Annotated in this window: 13 protein-coding genes; all 13 read left to right on the forward strand. The window is 41.2% G+C overall.

Going from position 1 to position 19,550, the window contains the following annotated elements; genetic code table 11:
* Window positions 1-5: 5 nt before the first annotated feature.
* Window positions 6-587 (forward strand): type VI secretion system lipoprotein TssJ, encoded by a 582-nt coding sequence (gene tssJ / locus BM329_RS08550; RefSeq protein ID WP_092551695.1) that lies wholly within the window; start codon window positions 6-8, stop codon window positions 585-587.
* A complete protein-coding gene (gene tssK, locus BM329_RS08555; protein ID WP_092551698.1) occupies window positions 584-1,927 on the forward strand; it encodes a type VI secretion system baseplate subunit TssK in 1,344 nt (447 codons plus the stop codon). Before tssJ ends, tssK begins: the two co-directional genes overlap by 4 nt.
* Window positions 1,928-1,940: 13 nt before the next feature.
* Window positions 1,941-3,197 carry a DotU family type VI secretion system protein gene (locus BM329_RS08560; RefSeq protein ID WP_092551701.1) on the forward strand — a complete coding sequence of 419 codons (1,257 nt, stop codon included), beginning with the start codon at window positions 1,941-1,943 and terminating at the stop codon, window positions 3,195-3,197.
* A 12-nt stretch (window positions 3,198-3,209) separates the two neighbouring features.
* Window positions 3,210-6,893: a type VI secretion system membrane subunit TssM gene (gene tssM / locus BM329_RS08565; RefSeq protein WP_092551704.1), complete on the forward strand. Its 3,684-nt coding sequence runs from the start codon at window positions 3,210-3,212 to the stop codon at window positions 6,891-6,893.
* Window positions 6,894-6,941: 48 nt separating this feature from the next.
* Entirely contained in the window at window positions 6,942-8,060 is a 1,119-nt protein-coding gene (gene tssA / locus BM329_RS08570) for a type VI secretion system protein TssA (protein ID WP_092551707.1), read from the forward strand.
* A 162-nt stretch (window positions 8,061-8,222) separates the two neighbouring features.
* The gene (tssB, locus tag BM329_RS08575; RefSeq protein ID WP_092551710.1) at window positions 8,223-8,768 is read left to right on the forward strand and encodes a type VI secretion system contractile sheath small subunit; all 546 of its coding nucleotides are present in this window, start codon (window positions 8,223-8,225) and stop codon (window positions 8,766-8,768) included.
* 10 nt (window positions 8,769-8,778) lie between these two features.
* Complete coding sequence (gene tssC, locus BM329_RS08580; RefSeq protein WP_092551712.1) at window positions 8,779-10,281, forward strand: type VI secretion system contractile sheath large subunit; 1,503 nt, start codon at window positions 8,779-8,781, stop codon at window positions 10,279-10,281.
* A 149-nt stretch (window positions 10,282-10,430) separates the two neighbouring features.
* The gene (locus tag BM329_RS08585) at window positions 10,431-10,916 is read left to right on the forward strand and encodes an Hcp family type VI secretion system effector (protein ID WP_092551715.1); all 486 of its coding nucleotides are present in this window, start codon (window positions 10,431-10,433) and stop codon (window positions 10,914-10,916) included.
* 87 nt (window positions 10,917-11,003) lie between these two features.
* Window positions 11,004-12,575 (forward strand): type VI secretion system-associated FHA domain protein TagH, encoded by a 1,572-nt coding sequence (tagH, locus tag BM329_RS08590; RefSeq protein ID WP_092551718.1) that lies wholly within the window; start codon window positions 11,004-11,006, stop codon window positions 12,573-12,575.
* A 158-nt stretch (window positions 12,576-12,733) separates the two neighbouring features.
* Complete coding sequence (locus BM329_RS08595; protein WP_092551721.1) at window positions 12,734-13,288, forward strand: type VI secretion system baseplate subunit TssE; 555 nt, start codon at window positions 12,734-12,736, stop codon at window positions 13,286-13,288.
* Window positions 13,289-13,323: 35 nt separating this feature from the next.
* Entirely contained in the window at window positions 13,324-15,198 is a 1,875-nt protein-coding gene (gene tssF, locus BM329_RS08600) for a type VI secretion system baseplate subunit TssF (RefSeq protein WP_092551724.1), read from the forward strand.
* A gap of 8 nt (window positions 15,199-15,206) precedes the next feature.
* Window positions 15,207-16,238: a type VI secretion system baseplate subunit TssG gene (tssG, locus tag BM329_RS08605; RefSeq protein ID WP_092551733.1), complete on the forward strand. Its 1,032-nt coding sequence runs from the start codon at window positions 15,207-15,209 to the stop codon at window positions 16,236-16,238.
* Between the two features lie 271 nt (window positions 16,239-16,509).
* Window positions 16,510-19,149, forward strand: coding sequence for a type VI secretion system ATPase TssH (gene tssH / locus BM329_RS08610; protein ID WP_092551727.1), 2,640 nt, complete (start codon window positions 16,510-16,512; stop codon window positions 19,147-19,149).
* Window positions 19,150-19,550 lie beyond the last annotated feature (401 nt).

Raw genomic sequence — 19,550 nt, forward strand, 5'->3', positions numbered from 1 at the left:
ATATGATGACAATACATCTTGTTCGGAGAAAAAAAATCTCGATAAATAAGTTACATTCAATCCGAGGGTTGCTTAAGAGGATATTCCTGTCAACGTTTCTGATAGCTGTAGCAGGTTGTTCATCATCAGCCAAAAAATTGCCACCTTATAAAATCATCTTCGATACGACATCTGGTGTGAATGATTCCGCCCCACTAAAAATGCACATTATTTTATTAAAATCGCGTGAAAAATTTATGTCTGCTGATTTCTTTTCATTGCAGGAGAACGCTCAGGATTCATTAGGCGACAAATTAGTTAATGAAGACCAGTTTTTTATCCGTCCTGCGCAACCGACCTATTGCTTATTGAAAGAAAATCTACCGGAAGCTAACTATATAGGCATTATTGCAGAGTATCATCAGGTTAGCGGTAAGAGATGGCGAATTTCATTTCCTGTTCCTATACCTGAAAAACCCGCTTTTTATGAATTCTGGCGTTCTTCCCCTGACGAACTACATGTGTGCGTTAAAGTGACTAACAACGGCTTAAGTCTCATCAAAGAATGTTACTTAAGTTGCCCAGCAGGAGCGGAAGAAAAACAATGAATAGATCAGAAAAAGTTATCTGGACAGAAGGCATGTTTTTACGCCCTCATCATTTTCAACAGACAGAGAACTATTTAGAATCCTATACTCGTAATTGGGGAATAGCACAAATACCTTACTACTGGGGTTTTTTAACTCTCGAATTAGATCAAGCACTACTCAATCAAAATAAAATAAAACTTTCCTCAGCCAGCGGTATTTTTCCTGACGGAACCCCTTTTAGTTTTAATGTAACTCATGCCCCCACTCCTTTACATCTTACGGAAAGCCAGACCAATATTAATGTTGTCCTGGCTCTGCCTGTTTTTCAACGAGGGAAAGAAGAAGTCATTTTCAGTGAACAAAAGGATTCTCTGGCACGTTTTGTCAGCTTCGAAGTTGAAGTCAATGACTTTAACGCTATGTCAGTCGGTAATGCCGCAATACAATTTGGCAAAATGCGTTTACGCCTGATGCTGGAATCAGATTTAACGCCAGAATGGACTGCATTGAGCATCGCACATATTGTCAATAAAACGAGTGACAATAAAATCCACCTTGACCCGTTATTTATTCCTCCCCTGCTCAACTGTCGTGCAAGTTCGCAAGTAGTCGGTTTTATGACTGACATGCAGGGTTTGCTGGAACAGCGCCGCCAGCAAATCAGTCAACGTCTGTTACAGTTGGGGCGCTATAATGATTCTGAAATCATGGATTTTCTTTTACTGTCACTTTTGAATCGCTATAGCGGCCAAGTGAGCCATATACAGAATCTGTCATTACTTCATCCTGAACGGTTATTCAGCGACTGGCTGCAATTTGCCACGGAATTGGCAACGTTTTCTTCAAATCGTATCCCCGAAGACAGCTTACCGCTTTATGACCATGACAATTTGACACGCTGTTTCAACCAGCTCATGTTCCAATTGCGTCAGGGGTTATCAATTATTCTGGAAGAACATGCGATTCAGTTGCCATTAACAGAATATTCTCATGGTCTGAACATAGCTACATTACCTGATTCGAACATGATACATATATTCAGCTTTATTCTGGCTGTCCATGCTGATGTTGCTAATGATGTTCTGATGAGCAATTTCCCAGCCCAAATGAAAATTTCCCCTGTTGACCGCATACGTGAATTAGTTCAACTGCAATTACCGGGCATTCCACTGAGAGCCATGCCATCTGTTCCCAGACAAATTCCCTGGCATTCAGGTTATATCTATTTCGAATTGGAAAAAGAGGGTGAGCTGTGGAAGCAAATGGAAAAATCCGGTGGTTTTGCATTACATCTGGCAGGTGAGTTTCCCGGTCTGAATATAGAATTCTGGGCTGTCCGCAATCAGGACAAAAAGTAAGGTAACGTAGCTGATGAGGCAAGAACAACAAAAAGCTGCACATAGTGTGCTTTCTGGTGATGTTATTTACAATCCATTGGTTTCTGCTGCAAATCGATTACTGAATACTATCCCCCAAATCCGGCATTCCACTGCTCATTCTGATCCAACAAATTTACGACAACAACTTATCAACGAAATCCGGCATTTTGAAGTGGTATGTCAACATGCAAAGCTACCTTATGAAGTGATCATTGGGGCCCGCTACTGCTTATGCACTGCATTGGACGAAGCTGCTGCACTCACCCCCTGGGGGGTCCGCAGTGTCTGGCCCGGCAGTGGGTTACTGGTGACTTTTCATAATGAAACATGGGGAGGTGAAAAATTCTTCCAACTGTTAGCTAAATTATCACAAAATCCCAAAGAGAATCTATTTCTGTTAGAACTCATTTACTTCTGTCTACAACTTGGATTTGAAGGACGCTATCGTGTTATAGATAACGGGCGTTCCCAGTTGGAAACCATAAAACAACGCCTGTATCAATTAATACGTTCAATTCGGGGAAGTTACTCCGTTGAGTTGTCACCAAACATACAAGTTATTCCAATGCCGAACAAATCTTGGCGGTTTTCCTTGCCTATATGGATTATTGCCGCATTATTAAGTTTTTTGGTGTGTGTTCTGTATATAAGCCTGAATTCGAGATTGAGTAATAGCCTCAATTCTACTTTGACAAAAATTTACCAGACTAATTTACCAAGTATTTACCAGGCTGAATTACCGGATCTGTCAATCAATAATAAAGTATTTATCCCGACACCAACACCGCCACCTCCTGTGTTAAATCTGCAAAAGATGCTAAAGAACGAAATAGAAGCTGGATTATTAAATGTAACCGATATGCCTGATAGAAATGTAATTACGTTAAAAGGTGATGGTTTATTCAAAACCAATTCCATTCAGATCAAACGCAGTTATTTAGACATTATCAGGAATATTGCAAAAGCAATGAATAACGTTCAGGGAAAGATTTTAATCGTAGGGTATACCGATAATGTACCTTTTTATTCCCATCGTTCTCGTTTTTCATCTAACCATGCTTTATCGCTGGCCAGAGCCAAATCCGTACAAAGAGAGTTTCAACGTTATCTCAATCAACCAGAAAGGATCAACATAGAAGGGAAAGGTGCCAAAGATCCGATAGCACCAAATAATACCCATCGCAATCGAGCCAAAAACAGACGAGTTGAAATCACACTGTTTGTTACTCCTTTAAATCAAACAATGTAAGGAAACGAACACATGCTGAATGCTCTCATTTCTATCTTCACCAGCCGATTGACGTGGAGTTTGCTTGGAACAACGGCTATTTCGACGCTTCTCTGGTTTTTTGGTCCCATTATTTCTGTCGGAAACATCGTACCCTTTAAGTCTATTACAATACGAATAATGACTATTGCCTCTCTTTTTCTAGTATGGATTTTAAGCAGACTAGTTCCCAGATTGTACCGATTATGGTTCAATAAAAAATTGGAAAATCAATTAAAAGTCAATCAAGATAAAAAAACGGAAACTAAACAGAATGAGAAATACATTACATTAGCAGAACGTTTTTCTGATGCTGCAAAATTATTGAAGAAAGCTTATTTTTCCGGCTTGTATGATAAGAATAAACCCCATTGGACAAACCTTTTCAGTCGCCAGTATATATATCAATTACCTTGGTATCTTGTTATCGGTGTCCCGAATTCAGGTAAAACAACTGTTCTGGCAAATTCTGGTTTACATTTTTCATTGGCGGATTATCTTGGAAAATCGACTCTGTATAATACACACGGGATGGATGACTTTAATTGGTGGTTTACCAATAATGCCGTCTTTCTCGATACCGCAGGACGATATATCAATCAGAGTAATTCACATAATCAAGATGCCAATGAGTGGAAAAATTTTATCCTGTTGTTGAAAAAATACCGTGCTCGTCAACCCGTTAATGGAATAATAGTAACAATCAGTGTGGAAGATTTACTCAACCCATCAACTGAAGCACGAAATAAACAAGCATATGTACTCAGTAAGCGACTGTCAGAGTTGAATGAGAAATTTAAAATACAGATTCCTATTTATATTCTCATCACCAAAAGCGATTTATTAAAAGGATTTTCCGCTTATTTCACCCACTTTGACAAAACATCACGAGAACAAATCTGGGGATTTAATTTCCCGTGGAAAAATAAGCAGAGATGTGATTTGAATAAAGTGTTTGAACAACAATATAATGAATTGCAATTGCGATTGGATGCTGAATTACCCTATGTACTCTTAAACGGACATAATTTACGGCAATGTACTGAAAGTTATTTGTTTCCACAAGAAGTAGCTTCCTTACGACCACTCATTGCGCAATATCTTGAAATAGTATTCGCGAGATCAGGATTTGAAATACCCTGTTATCCGCGAGGATTGTATTTCACTAGTGGAACACAAGAAGGAACTTCCCTTGACAATGTTATGGCGCAGTTTAACCAGAAACTTAAATTACCCATAGATAATGACAGCGACTTAATGTCATGGGGAAATGATAACGGAATTATACATGCCGCCCCTGCCCGCCAAACTTATTTCCTGAAAAGTTTATTAGAAAATATTTTTCAGGAAGCCGGGATCGCTGGCTATAACCGTTGGTGGATATACCGGAAACGCCTATTGGATGGAATAGGATATATTATCCTGATAGCGATATTGGCATTTATAAGCAAACTATTTTTAACCAGCTATAACAACAACAACAATTATTTGATGGAAATACAATCAAAAATTCCGGTCATTCTAAATCAAGGGAGTGAATTAAAGAAAAACCCCGATAATATTTATGCTCTACTTCCTCTTTTGAACAGTTTGGCTCATTTAGATAAAAACCAGAACTTTTCTTTGGATGACCCTCCATTATCCTATCGTATGGGGTTATACAGCGGTGAACAAGTCAGTAAAGCAAGCCTCTCTCTGTACAATAATGCATTACAAACTTTGTTGCTGCCACAAATAGCAAAACTAATCACTAACCAACTGCATAATGAAGACGGCGATGATATAGAGAGAACCTACAATACGCTAAAAGCGTATCAAATGTTGTATCAGACTAAATATTATGATGGCAAGTTTCTCCATAACTGGGTAATGCAGTATCTGGAAACCCATTTAGACGTAGATATCACTCAAAAACAGTTAAAACAAATTAATGAGCACCTCAGTCAATTATTGGATAATCAGGTTGTTACATCACCATTTATGTTTGATAACAATCTGGTCAAACAAAAACAGGCGCTAATCAGCAAAATTCCACCAGCCCAACGTGCCTACAATTATTTAAAGAGTAAATTGCTGGATGATCCAGATTTAGCTCCAGTGAATCTGGATACACTTGCCGGCCCTCAAGCCAGATTGGTTTTCTCAAGCGTTAATAGAGCATCATTCACCAACTATATACCGGGAATGTTTACTCCTGTAGGTTATCAAAAAGGCGTGGATAACGATCTCGATTTTTTTCTTAAGACTTTGCACTCGCAAGACAATTGGGTACTTGGTACTTATGCAAGAACACTGGCAATAAAAGAAATTAAGTCCTTTGTTAAACAGCTTTATATCAATGATTACATATTCCATTGGGATCAATTCCTGGCTGACATCCGTTTGAGCAATATCGATAGTCTGGAGCAACGAACTAATACTGCCCGATTACTGTCCTCTTCTGATTCACCACTGCGTAATCTCGTTATTAATATCAGTAAAAATGTCACACTAAATAAGACCCTGCTCAATAAAGATAACATTGCAGCTAAGCAGCTGAATAAAATAGTAAAGAGACAATCGGATAAGCTCACTCAATTAGCCTCTAAACAACCATTGGCATCTGAATCACAACTCGTTCCCAAACAAATATTGCCAGATAATCAGCAAGAGATGCCGGAACAGGAACTAAAAAATCATTTTGCACAAATTACTGCTTTGGTAAAAAATCCAGATAAAAAAAATAATCAGAAAATACCCTTTGATGATACGTTGAAAAATATTAGTGAGTTATATCAATATCTTACTTCTGTGCAAAGTGCCATCAAAACCGGGATGCCTTTTCCACCCAATGATATTATCACTCAGCTACAAGCGGCATCTGAACGCCTGCCGGTACCGTTTAGAAGCATGGTTTATTCACTGGCTGTTGGTGCCAGTAACGATACCCAGCTCAACGAAATGAAAAATGTTGCCAGACACCTCGGCGCAGAAATCGGCACTTTTTGCAACCAGGCAATTGCTAATCGATATCCGCTAACACCTAACACATCCTATGATATCAGGCCTGATGACATGGCCAGAATGTTCGCCCCAGAAACAGGTTTAATGGACAGTTTTTTCCAGAAGAATTTAATGGGGAAAGTAGATACGACTCTGCAAAGATGGCGTTTCATACCAGGCGTTAACGGCAAACCACTGCCCGGAGGTGAAGCATTGCTCAGGCCTTTCCAGCAGGCCCAGATTATCCGTAATGCGTTATTTACCAGCGGAACCCCGACACCATTATTCAAAGTCATGGTTCGTCCGGTCAGCATGGATAACAGTATATTAAGCATGATACTGGATATAGATGGACAGAAATTAGAATACAGCCACGGGCCGCCATTTTCGCAGCTCATCAGTTGGCCTGGCCCGGCTAAAAAAAATCATATTCACATCCAGTTGAATTTGAGCAATGGTACAACCGAAAATTTCTCAACTTCAGGTTTCTGGGCACTGAATCGACTGCTGGATCTTGCAAAACAGCCCGACAATAGAAACAGAGATGATCCCTCTTATACCGATGACATGAGCTTGCGGGCAATATTCAATATCAAAGGTTACACTTTCTCTCTGGACTTTATTCCTAACAGTGTGTTCAACCCATTTAAACTACCGGTTTTTTCGTGTCCGCGTTCGCAAAACTTGGCCGCATAATCACTTACTTCAATTACTTCAATTACTTCAATATAAACTGCAAATATCATGAATATTGATGAATTACTTACCCCAATCAGTGCAGAATCTGTCTGTGGAGAAAATCTGGAATACGATGATGAATTTCTGACATTGGAGCAAATATTAATTGAAAAGCCAGAACAACAGTTTGGTGATGTCATCATTCCAGCCGAACCCCCGAACTGGAGGGAAATAGAAAAGCGGGCTATTCACTTACTCTCCCGCACTAAAAATCTGAATATCATCATAGCGCTTATGCAATCATGGCTAAATCTACGTGGATTATGTGGTTATGCTGATGGATTGAACTTACTCCGCCAGACTCTGGAAAATTATTGGGCAGATGTGTGGCCAAAACTGGAATTTGATGGTGAATACGATTATGTACAACGTTTAAACACGCTGGCAGCTATCGAAGATAACTCGCCTTGTACAATAAAAGTTCAGAATTCTATCCTGTTAAGAAGTGGTTCGGACGAAGTGACATTTCAAGAAGCCTATTCACTCCTTAGTGGTACGGTAACAGAAATGAGTAGTTATACCGGCGGGCGAACCCGATTAATCAACGAATTAATACAAAAGCCAGATCATCCTGAAATTCTGGCAGTAATAGCTATTCGTGATCATCTTACTGCCCTGATTGAGATCATACGTCATAATTTACCCGACGGTAATATGCCAGAACTGCCGCAGTTTCTGAAACAGTTGGGTACCATTATTAAATATTGTTCCGTACCTGATGCAAAAACAGGGTATGAAGACAACTATGAAGACAACTATGAAGACAATGCAGAACGTCTTGATCCGGCATCGCTGACCACACAGGACACTTCGATGGAACAAGCGGCAACCTTGGAAAGAAAGCCATCGTCCTATTGGCAAGCGATTGAAGCCACTAATCGGGATGAAGCACGCATGTTACTGGAAAAGGCCAGGATCTATTTTCTCACATACGAACCAAGTCATCCTGCTCCGATAATGATTGAGCGTATTCAACGACTGATTGATTGTGATTTTATGAAAATCGTTCACGATCTTGCACCAGAAGGATTGAGACAACTGGGAATCATTTTTGGTCGTTCAGACAATTCCAATCTATTTTCTAATCCAAATTATGACATGGATACTGATGATGATATGGATTAATTATTTCTTATTTTTATCTATTTGATTCTTTACCCGCATATTTCCTTATATTTGTTCGGATAATCCTAACCTAGAAGATAAAGGAGATATTAATTTACCTGTAGATTTTTGAGTGCCCAAACTTAAAAAATGAAAGGTATAACCAATAATGGAGAACTTGCCATGAAATCCAGCGGACAGAAATTTATATCCCGTAACAGAGCCCCCCGCGTACAAATTGAATACGATGTTGAACTTTACGGCTCAGAAAAGTCTGTTCAATTGCCTTTTATCATGGGTGTTATCGCTGATTTGGCAGGAAAACCTATAGAAGCCTTGCCAGATGTCAGTGAACGTAAGTTTTTGGAAATTGATATTGATAACTTTAATGAACGCATGAGTTCAATTAATCCCCGTGCTGCCTTTCAGGTTGAAAATACCCTGACAGGTGAAGGTAAATTGAATATCGATTTATCATTTAAAAGTATGGAGGATTTTCAACCCGATGCTATAGCCAAAAAGGTAGAACCTCTGGCCAAGCTACTAGAAGCACGTATACAACTGGCAAATTTACTGTCTTATATGGACGGAAAAAGCGGGGCAGAGAAACTGATTTCCGAGATATTGCAGAACCCCGCCCTGCTGCAATCATTGGCAGAAGCTCCGAATCCTGAAAATAGCGCCTCAGAAGATAGTACAGATAGTACTGAAGAGAGCACCGAAGAATAAGGAGTCATTGATGAGTACACCTGAACAAGACGTTTTTCTTCAACAAGAGCAGGCATCTAAAGAATATACCCCTGATGAACTCAGCACATTGTTGAATAAGGAATTTCGTCCTCAAAGTGATCATACACGCCATGCTGTCGAAAATGCGGTGAAAACGCTGGCACAACAGGCATTGGAAAATACCCTCACTATCTCCGCCGATACCTATCGCACTATCCAGTCATTAATTGCCGAAATTGATACCAAAATATCTCAGCAGATGAATCACATCTTGCACAATAAAGAATTCCAGACCCTGGAAGGAGCCTGGCGTGGTTTGCATCATCTGATCAGCAATACAGAAACCGATGAAATGCTGAAAATCCGTGTGATGTGTCTTTCCAAAAGGGAATTGAGCAGCACACTAAAACGTTTCAAAGGAATCAGTTGGGATCAAAGCCCGCTTTTCAAAAAAATCTATGAAGCTGAATATGGCCAGTTTGGAGGAGAACCATTTGGCTGTCTGGTGGGTGATTATTATTTCGACCATACCGCACCGGATGTTGAACTCTTGCGTCAAATGGCACAAATCAGTGCAGCAGCACATTGCCCATTTATTACTGGTGCTTCGCCAAGTATCATGCAAATGGAATCCTGGCAGGAATTGGCCAATCCCCGGGATCTCACAAAAATTTTCCAAAATACTGAATACGCCCCCTGGCGCAGTTTACGTGAATCAGAGGACGTGCGTTATATCGGGTTAACACTTCCGCGTTTCCTTTCTCGTTTACCTTATGGTGCGCTTACGAATCCCGTTGATAATTTCAATTTCGAGGAGGATACCGAAGGCCCGACTCACGACAACTACACTTGGTCGAATTCCGCCTATGCTATGGCGGTCAATGTTAACCGTTCATTTAAACTCTATGGCTGGAGCACTTCGATCCGCGGTGTAGAATCCGGGGGTATTGTAGAAAACCTGCCTTGTTATACGTTCCCCTCCGATGATGGCGGAGTGGATATGAAATGCCCGACTGAAATTGCGATTAGCGATCGCCGTGAGGCAGAATTGGCAAAAAATGGCTTCATTCCATTATTGCATCGCAAAAACACCGACATGGCAGCCTTTATCGGTGCTCAATCCCTTCAAAAACCAACGGAATATTACGATCCAGATGCTACCGCCAATGCCAATCTTGCAGCGCGTCTGCCCTACTTATTTGCCTGTTGCCGTTTCGCACACTACCTGAAATGTATTGTGCGCGACAAGATAGGGACTTTTCAGGAACGCGCTGATATGGAACGCTGGCTTAATGATTGGATTATGAATTATGTTGATGGTGATCCCGTCAACTCATCACAGTCAACTAAGGCAAGAAAACCGCTGGCAGCAGCAGAGGTTAAGGTAGAAGAAGTACAGAGCAACCCAGGATATTATCAAGCTAAATTCTTCCTGCGCCCTCATTATCAGCTGGAAGGCTTAACTGTTTCTCTACGTCTGGTTTCGAAACTCCCCTCACTAAAAGGAGCTTAACTCAATATTAAATATTAAACACTATTCTTCTCACCACTCTTATCAATTCATTAATCTCTAGATAGCAATACATATCTATTTCCTCTACACAAAATTCCAATATCTACTTATTGGGTTCAATCAAATTAATTCTATTAAGGTGGAAAGTTATGTCTTCAGGTATTGATGCATACATTAATTTTACTAATATAAAAGGCGAGACAGGTGACAAAACGTTTAAAGATTGGACAGCTGTCAGATCATTTTCAATTGAACTGAATAACCGTGTTAATTTCAACAGTCAAACTCCCGGATTAGGCGCTGGTATAGTCGAGGTTTCTGGTCTGAGCCTGGAACTTTCGTTCGATAAAGCAGCGATTACTCTACGCCAGTATATCGTTCAGGGAACACATATTAATACCATTACACTCAATGTACGCCGACAAGGAGGCTCACAAGAGAATTGGTATTCATTAGTGTTGACAAATGCCCTGGTTGCACAGTCCCAGCTGACATATGGAGGCGGTATTTTCTATTCGGCTATCGTCTTAGCTTTCCAGAAACATAAAGAAAGCTACTTCCCTCAAGACTATAAGTCAGGTAGTAAAGGCGCTGAAGTCAGCTATGAATGGGATGGTTACACCCACGACAAATAACATAACTTTTTATTCAATAACCTCTCTGAAATTTAGAGAGGTTATTCCGTCAACAATAGGTATCCGTAATAACAATAGGTATCCGTAATGATGCGATTCTCCATTGTTAAAAACTCTGGCACAAACCAGCCATCACAACTGAGTTATGATTTTTCCCCTCCCGGTGGCACTATCGGTCGAAGTACGGACAATAATTGGGTGCTACCCGATGAAGAATTAGCTATTGCTCGGCTACAAATCGTTGTGTCTATCTCTTCTGATGGAGGATGTCAGATTAACAATCAAGGTCATGCATCTGAGGTTTTGCTGAATATGATACCGCTGGCACCTGAACGTCAGGTTGAAATCCGTGATGGTGATATGCTGAATATTAGCAGCTATCAGATTAAAATAACTGATATAGAAAAAAATTCACACCCACAGTCTAACGACAAAAAATCGGAAATTCCCAATGGGATTTGGGATGATCTTGAACAGATTTTCGCAGTTCCCAATACCCTCTCCTCTCAAGAAAGGCATCATTCACCCCAGAAATTAAACGACAATAACCCTCTGGTAAAAGAGCAACAAAATAAAGAACGAAATCCCATAGACCCATTGGCACAAATTAAGCCAGAAACTGATCTTGAGACCCTGCAATTACGGTCAACAGATCCTATGACCATGTTCAATTCAGATACCACTGTCCAGCAAGAGAATATCCTGCATAATCATACCCCCACAACATTATTACAACGCGATAGAAAACATGAAAATCAAGAAGATGATAAAAAGGAAATTGACCCGCTAGTCTTGTTTTCTGAAAAGCATACACAATATGTCAAGGATGATGATCCCTTAAACCAAATGCTGGATAATGCTGTACCACCAACGCCTCTGAATGACCCAACTATTTCTGAACTTCTGTTTACACCTGAACCACAGTCTGCACCAGCTTCACAATCCACACTGACTGAACCCGGGCCTATTGAATCTGTAGCCGGCAGGACACCGGGGTCGAAAGCCAACCGCCATCATAACTCCCATAACTATCAAGCTACCGGAACCCAATCAGAGGAGAAATTACTGGCAGCCTTACTGGATGGTATGGGGCTAAAAGATCTCCAGAGACTGCAATTTGATGAACGGCTCATGTATCAGTTAGGTCGATTCGCCAGCCAGTTGTCCCAGGGAATCATCACCCTCAATACCTTACGCAATCAGTTCAAACGCAAATCAGATGCAGACATGAATGAGGCTCTGTCAGATGTGTATAATCCATTTAAGCTTTTGCCTTCTGGTCAGTCGGTTCTGGCACTGATATTTGGTGGTTATGTGCCGGGATTTATGCCATCAGAGGAAGCTACTCAGGATATTTTGACTGAATTGCAGGCACACCAATTGGGCATGATTGCGGGAATACATGCTATTGCGGCAGATCTATTACACTCATTTAATCCTGTTATTCTTGAACAAACAGCAGGGGATAAAAGTTATTTACCACGTTTGTCATTATCGTCAGCATACAAAGCATCAATGTGGGATTATTTCACTAAATATTACCAAAACATAGCCGGACAAATTGAAAAAAAATCGGCATTGTTTGGCGAAAGTTTCCTGCAAGCCTATGAAGCAGAAATCAGCCGATATAAAAACACCCATAATTCGCCCCAAAAATAGCATTTATACCAATTATACCAATGGATTTAGAGATGTAGCGTGACGGACAAAGGAGTGATTCCCCGGAAACATAGATAACCGGATGTTATCAACACAGTGTCTGGGCTAATAACCTTTTTATTACATTTTCCATAGTCATAATGATTAATAGGTGCTCCATGAATGACAATATCTCTTTGCTGCATGGCGGTTATCGTAGCCGAAGTAACACGACTCGTATCACTACCAAAGATAAAATGCAGCCTTCTTTGTTGGATAAACTCACCGATAATGAACCAGGCAAAAAACAAGAGAGCATCAACAACTACCTATTGTCACACAGTGTATTGCGTAAAAATGTCCTGAGGGATTTACAGTGGTTGCTCAATAGTATTAATAGTGAATCAGAACAAGACCTTACTCCATTTCCTGAAATTTACAGATCTGTTTATAACTTTGGCCTGATTCCTTTGGCGGGAAGATGTACCTCAGAAATAGAGTGGGAAGATATACAGCATAGAATCATTACCACTATCCACATATTCGAACCACGTATCATTCCTGATGGACTCGAAGTGAACTGCATGGCTGATAAAAATGCGCTGATTTTATACAACACCTTACCCATAGAGATAAAAGGTTTTTTGTGGTGCGTTCCCTGGCCACTTGAATTTCTATTCTACAGCGATATCGATCTGGAAAACGGTTATTTCACACTAAAAGAAGCCAGTTAATGTAAAGGTAAAAAGCAAACATTAAGGGGGGAAGCATGGACAGTAAACTGCTTGAATATTATAACCGCGAATTGGTATACCTACGTGAAATGGGGAAAGAGTTTGCCGAACGTTACCCTAAAGTTGCCAATCGTCTGGGTATGCATGGTATCGATGTTGCAGATCCCTATGTTGAACGACTGATGGAAGGGTTCGCTTTTCTGACCTCCCGCATTCAATTGAAAATGGATGCTGAGTTCCCACGTTTTTCTGAGCAATTGCTGGAGATGCTGTATCCTAATTATTTGTCTCCGACACCTTCAATGGCAATTGTCGAACTCCAGCCTGACACCAGCAAGGGAGATATCAGCCACGGACTTTTAGTCCCACGCGGAATGCTCATGCACTGCCAAACCTTAAAAAAGGATGGCATTACTTTTCAATATGCTACAACACAGAATGTTGTCTTACAGCCCTTGCATCTGGAAAATGTTGAGCTTGGCAAAATCCCCGCCAATCTTCCACTGGCGGCATTAAACCTTAACCAACATGGTGCCGTCAGTGCATTACGCATCCATTTTAGCTGCAAGGAAAAATTTTTCCTCAATGAGTTAGATCTCAGTAAATTAGTGTTTTTTCTTTCAGGGCCAGACATTCAGTCTCAACAATTGCTGGAACTGATTATGGAGCACTCTGTTGGCATTGTGTGCAGGACTCTCGGTAATCAGCCCCAATATCAAGTCTTACCTGATATTTCCCCACATCATGAGGGATTTGATGATGATCAATCGTTGCTCCCTAACGATCCGCGTAATTTCAGTGGGTATCGACAACTTCAGGAATATTTTGCATTTCCAGCACGTTTTCAATTCTTCAGTATCAGTGGCATGGACTCTTTACTGAAACAAACAACAGAAAAGAGTGAGTTTGAGCTGATCTTGCTTTTAAATAAAACTGATCACGATCTGGAAAGTCTGGTGGATATTTCTTACCTGACTCTAAACTGTACACCTGTAATTAATTTATTTCCCAAAGTCACTGAACGTATCACCGTAAAAGAAAGCAGCAATGAATATCATTTAGTTGTCGATAACTCGCACCCCCTGGATTACGAAATTTTTTCGGTACAACGCCTGCACGGTGCTGATATCAAACACAAAGAGACGCAAATATTCAGGCCTTTCTGGTCTACTTTCAGCAATGACAAGGGCAATTATGGTGCTTATTTTTCTTTGCATCGTGATCCCCGCGTCTTATCTGAAAATGCCCATCATTATGGAACGCGATCCAGCTATATCGGCACAGAAGCGTTTGTCTCCATCGTTGATGAACAACACTCCCCGTGGCCTAATCAACTAAAATTCCTGACTGCTGATGTTATGTGCACTAACCGTGATTTATCTACAATGCTGCGTCAGCAAGATCTCGACAATTTTGCCATGCTGGATTCTATCCCCATCGACAAAATTGTATTTCTCAAAAGACCGACTATCCCGCATCCTGCCTTGGCACAAGGTTCCACCCCCTGGAAATTAATCAGTCAACTTCAACTTAATTATTTGAATTTTATGGATAAAGATGATGAGCAGGGAACTGAGTCATTACGGCAATTACTGAGCCTGTACGCTAATCTGGCAGAACCTGCCATCGTCCGCCAGATTAATGGCATTCGCCACTGTTCATTAAAAACGGTCTACCGACGGGTTCCTGAACCCGGGCCGATAATGTTTGCCCGTGGAGTCAACATCAGGCTTGAAGTAAATGAACAGGAATTTGCAGGAACCACTCCTTGGCTGCTGGGCAGTGTACTGGATAAACTATTCTCGCATCTGGTCACCATGAATTCATTTACTGAAATGACTCTGTACAGCCAACAACGCGGGGATATCGGTTTTTGGCCTGCCCGTATGGGTAACAAAAAATTGATATAAAAATGAATATGAATCAAACAAACCCGATTTCCATTCATCGTATATGCCGTCTGCCAGAAGATTTTTGGCAGAAACTCATGCAGGCACCGTGGCAATTCGATTTATTTCAGACATTACGCCGTATAGATGCTCAAGCCGGAGAATATTACATGCTCGGTTCCGCCCCGTTACCGAAATATGATCTCCTGCGGTTAGGGCAAAAACCCTCCATGATTTTCGCGCCATCAACTATTTCTGAAGTCAGGCAGAGAGAAAATTCAAAACTGTATGATATCCTGATTTACAGTTTTGGATTGTTCGGTCCCAATGGTCCCATGCCATTACATATCACAGAATACGCCTATGCGCGGCAGTATAATTATCAAGATCCTACTCTGGGCATATTTATCAATTTATTTCACCATAGACTGATATTACTGTTCTATAGAGCTTGGGCTAATGCCCAACCAACCGTTTCACTTGATCGGCCGGATAATCAACGTTTTTGCCATTATCTGGCCTGTCTGGTGGGAATGGGATTACCCGCCCAAAAGAGTCCCGACACAATTAGTGACCATGCCCGCTATTCGTTATCCGGTCATCTGTCCCGCCAAGGACACAGTGCGGAAGGACTGGAAAAAATACTGTTCAGTTACTTCGGCATTCCATTAAAAATTAATCAAAATATTCCTCAATGGTTAAAAATAGAAACACAGGATCAAGCTCAATTAAAAGCAGGACGCAATATGCCTCGCTTGGGGCACTCCGCCTTTTTAGGAATTGCACTATATGATGTTCAACATAAATTTCGCATTGAATTAGGCCCATTAAGAATGGCTGAATATGAAACATTCCTTCCCGGAGAGCCTAAATCACAACAATTGAGTGACTGGATTCATCAATATCTGGGGATCGAATATGCCTGGGATATTCAATTGATACTCCATCAGTCAGATATAAAAGGAATTCATCTATCAGAACCGATAAAGTTGGGCCTGAACAGTTGGCTTGGCAAAATTGAATGCCCTACCCACCGTGGCGATTTACTCTATACCCAATAAGTTCGGCATACCCAGTCAGTTTTAATTTGCTGTTTATACTCACCATCTTCACAAGTGCCATTCCTGCCAATTTAGTGGCTTACGATGTAATTACTATACACAATGGATTTCAAGTTGCATCGCGACGGCAAGAGAGCAAATCCCCGGGGGCATAGATAACTATGTGACCGGGGCGAGCGAGCGCAGCCAACAAAGAGGCAGTTTGAAAGACGAAGTGTATAAAAGGTAATTACAGCATCACGAATAACGATAGCACTACGGATGATACTCTATGTCAGAAATCAATCGTTCTGTACTCTTTAGTAAACTCAATCGCATTCTGTTCACTTCTTTGGAGAGTGCTACCAGCTTTTGTAAATTACGTGGTAACCCTTATGTCGAATTAGTTCACTGGTTACATCAACTTATGCAGCAACAAAACAGTGACTTACAGCAAATCATCCATCATTTTGCGTTAGATGAACCCACACTGACTAAAGACATTGTTGCGGCGCTAGATTGCTTACCACGTGGAGCCAGCGCTATTTCTGATCTTTCAGAGCATATTGATAATTCAGTAGAACGCGCCTGGACATACTGCTCACTAAAATTTGGTGTTGATAAAATTCGCAGTGCATATTTGTTAATCGGTATATTAAAAACATTTAATTTACGCAATGTACTGAAAACTATTTCAACCCAATTTGACCGTATTAATGCAGATACCTTACTCGACAACTTCAATGAAATTTGCAGTCACAGCGATGAAGCCCAAGAAAATACTCTGCTCTCAGAAAACAGTACCCAGCCCGCAGCTCAAAAGACAGCGACATATTCCGCATTGCAACTATCCGCATTGCAACTCTATGGACAAGAGTTGACAGCCCGTGCGCGCAACGGTGAAATTGATCCTGTATCAGGACGTGATGAAGAAATTCGCCAGATTGTTGATATCCTGATGCGCCGCCGTCAAAACAACCCGTTACTTACTGGTGAGGCTGGCGTTGGAAAAACCGCAGTTATTGAAGGACTGGCGTTAAAAATTATTGCAGGAGAGGTTCCCCCGCCTTTACGCAATGTCCAGCTCTGGTTATTAGACATAGGGATGTTACAGGCCGGCGCTGGCGTCAAAGGAGAATTTGAATCTCGTTTACGTAAAGTGATTGATGAAGTGCAATCCAGTCCTATCCCGATAATTCTATTTATTGATGAAATTCACACCTTGATTGGCGCAGGCGGGCAACAAGGAACCGGAGATGCTGCGAATTTGTTGAAACCCGCTCTGGCACGTGGTCTATTGCGCACTCTGGGTGCCACTACCTGGTCTGAATACAAAAAATATATTGAGAAAGATCCTGCCCTGACCCGCCGTTTTCAAGTTGTCCAAGTTCATGAACCCGATGAAACCAAAGCATTGTTGATGCTACGCAGTCTGGTCAATGTGCTGGAACAGCACCACCATGTGCTCTTGCTGGATGAAGCCGTCGAAGCTGCCGTACGGCTTTCACATCGCTATATCCCGGCTCGTCAATTGCCGGACAAGGCAATAGCGCTGCTTGATACCGCCTGTGCCAGAGTTGCAGTCAGCCAACATGCAGAGCCACCGCAACTGGAAAATTGTCGCCATCGGATAGATGCTTTGAAAATTGAACTGGAAATCACCAAGCGGGAATCCAGGCTGGGCGTCAATGATACAAAACGTTCAGAAATTATTCTGGATGAACTATCAATATTGGAAGAACAAAGAACCCGGTTACAAGAGCGTTGGGAACAGGAACTTTCCTTGATCGATAATATTATTTCCTTGAGGACTCAATTAAATGAGGAACAGCATGGCGATGCCGAAAAAAAGCACACCTGGCTGTCAGAATTACAAGGTCAATTAAAAGTATTGCAGGGAGAAGAACCCCTTATTTTTGCTGCTGTAGACAGCAATGTGGTTTCTTCGGTAGTTTCAGACTGGACAGGCATTCCTCTCAACCGCATGGTAAAAGACGAAATTGACGCAGTATTGCAATTGTCTGGCACACTCAGCCAACGTGTCATCGGTCAGTATCATGGATTAGAATTAATCGCAAAACGGGTACGAACCTCACGTGCAAAACTGGATGATCCCAATAAACCGGTTGGTGTTTTCATGCTGTGCGGCCCATCCGGGGTCGGTAAAACTGAAACAGCGCTTGCTCTCGCTGAGATTCTGTATGGTGGAGAACAAAACCTGATCACCATCAATATGAGTGAATTTCAGGAAGCACATACCGTATCTACTTTAAAAGGTGCTCCTCCCGGCTATGTGGGTTACGGTGAAGGCGGTGTATTGACCGAAGCTGTCCGACGCCGGCCTTACAGTGTCGTTCTGTTGGATGAAATAGAAAAAGCCCATCCTGATGTCCATGAGATTTTCTTTCAGGTCTTCGATAAGGGCTGGATGGAAGATGGAGAAGGCCGTCACATTGATTTCAGGAATACGATTATTATCCTGACATCCAATGTAGGTGCTGATCTGGTCAGTTCACTCTGCACTCAGGAAAAGACCATGCCAGAACCAGAAAAACTCAGCACTGCATTGCGCAAACCATTATTGAACATATTTCCTGCGGCTCTGTTGGGGCGTTTACTGGTTATTCCTTACTATCCATTAAGTCACGAAGTGATGACAAAAATTGTCTACCTGCAATTGGAAAGGATTCAAAAACGTTTGTCAGAAAATCATGGCATCACAGCAACATTTGATGATGCCATGGTAGAACACATCGTCAACCGCTGCACCGAAATTGAATCGGGCGGGCGCATGGTTGATGCTATCCTGACAAATACCCTACTGCCACAAATCAGCCAGCAACTGCTTTTTGCCTCCGCCCGTGATAAACAATATCACCAATTAAAAGTATTTCTTGAACAAGGTGACTTTCAATTTGAGTTTATGGATTAGATTTGTGCATTTTCAAAAATCTTTAAAGGATATCTGATATAACCTGATTTTTATTTAAACCATCACTAAATCATTGACTCCTGAATAGGAAAGATTTAGTGATGGTTTTTTCTTTTTAAGGCAATAAGCTCCCTCAAAACCGTTAACAGAAATGTGATCACCATTTTCACTGAACCGATCACAAGAGACTAACAAAGTTGTCTTTTTCAAAGGGCATAGAAATGCATGATAAGAGTCATAAATTATTATCTGAATATTCACTACTATCAATAAATTGAAATCACTAGCCAAAATAATACAAAAAACCTTGGATTCGCCTAATAAGTGCAATTTCTAAGAAAGGCGGTCAGTTGCTATAGTAGGCATCTTTCTCGCCAAAGGAAAATGCGCTATGGCCTATA

Origin of the sequence: Xenorhabdus koppenhoeferi (genome assembly GCF_900116635.1) — a bacterium.
In the GTDB taxonomy this organism is placed as follows: Bacteria; Pseudomonadota; Gammaproteobacteria; order Enterobacterales; family Enterobacteriaceae; genus Xenorhabdus; species Xenorhabdus koppenhoeferi.

Bases quoted from the DNA above. Each gene is read 5' to 3' on its own strand.
- tssJ (WP_092551695.1), top strand. From the start codon at position 6: ATGACAATACATCTTGTTCGGAGAAAAAAAATCTCGATAAATAAGTTA.
- tssK (WP_092551698.1), top strand. From the start codon at position 584: ATGAATAGATCAGAAAAAGTTATCTGGACAGAAGGCATGTTTTTACGC.
- BM329_RS08560 (WP_092551701.1), top strand. From the start codon at position 1,941: ATGAGGCAAGAACAACAAAAAGCTGCACATAGTGTGCTTTCTGGTGAT.
- tssM (WP_092551704.1), top strand. From the start codon at position 3,210: ATGCTGAATGCTCTCATTTCTATCTTCACCAGCCGATTGACGTGGAGT.
- tssA (WP_092551707.1), top strand. From the start codon at position 6,942: ATGAATATTGATGAATTACTTACCCCAATCAGTGCAGAATCTGTCTGT.
- tssB (WP_092551710.1), top strand. From the start codon at position 8,223: ATGAAATCCAGCGGACAGAAATTTATATCCCGTAACAGAGCCCCCCGC.
- tssC (WP_092551712.1), top strand. From the start codon at position 8,779: ATGAGTACACCTGAACAAGACGTTTTTCTTCAACAAGAGCAGGCATCT.
- BM329_RS08585 (WP_092551715.1), top strand. From the start codon at position 10,431: ATGTCTTCAGGTATTGATGCATACATTAATTTTACTAATATAAAAGGC.
- tagH (WP_092551718.1), top strand. From the start codon at position 11,004: ATGATGCGATTCTCCATTGTTAAAAACTCTGGCACAAACCAGCCATCA.
- BM329_RS08595 (WP_092551721.1), top strand. From the start codon at position 12,734: ATGAATGACAATATCTCTTTGCTGCATGGCGGTTATCGTAGCCGAAGT.
- tssF (WP_092551724.1), top strand. From the start codon at position 13,324: ATGGACAGTAAACTGCTTGAATATTATAACCGCGAATTGGTATACCTA.
- tssG (WP_092551733.1), top strand. From the start codon at position 15,207: ATGAATCAAACAAACCCGATTTCCATTCATCGTATATGCCGTCTGCCA.
- tssH (WP_092551727.1), top strand. From the start codon at position 16,510: ATGTCAGAAATCAATCGTTCTGTACTCTTTAGTAAACTCAATCGCATT.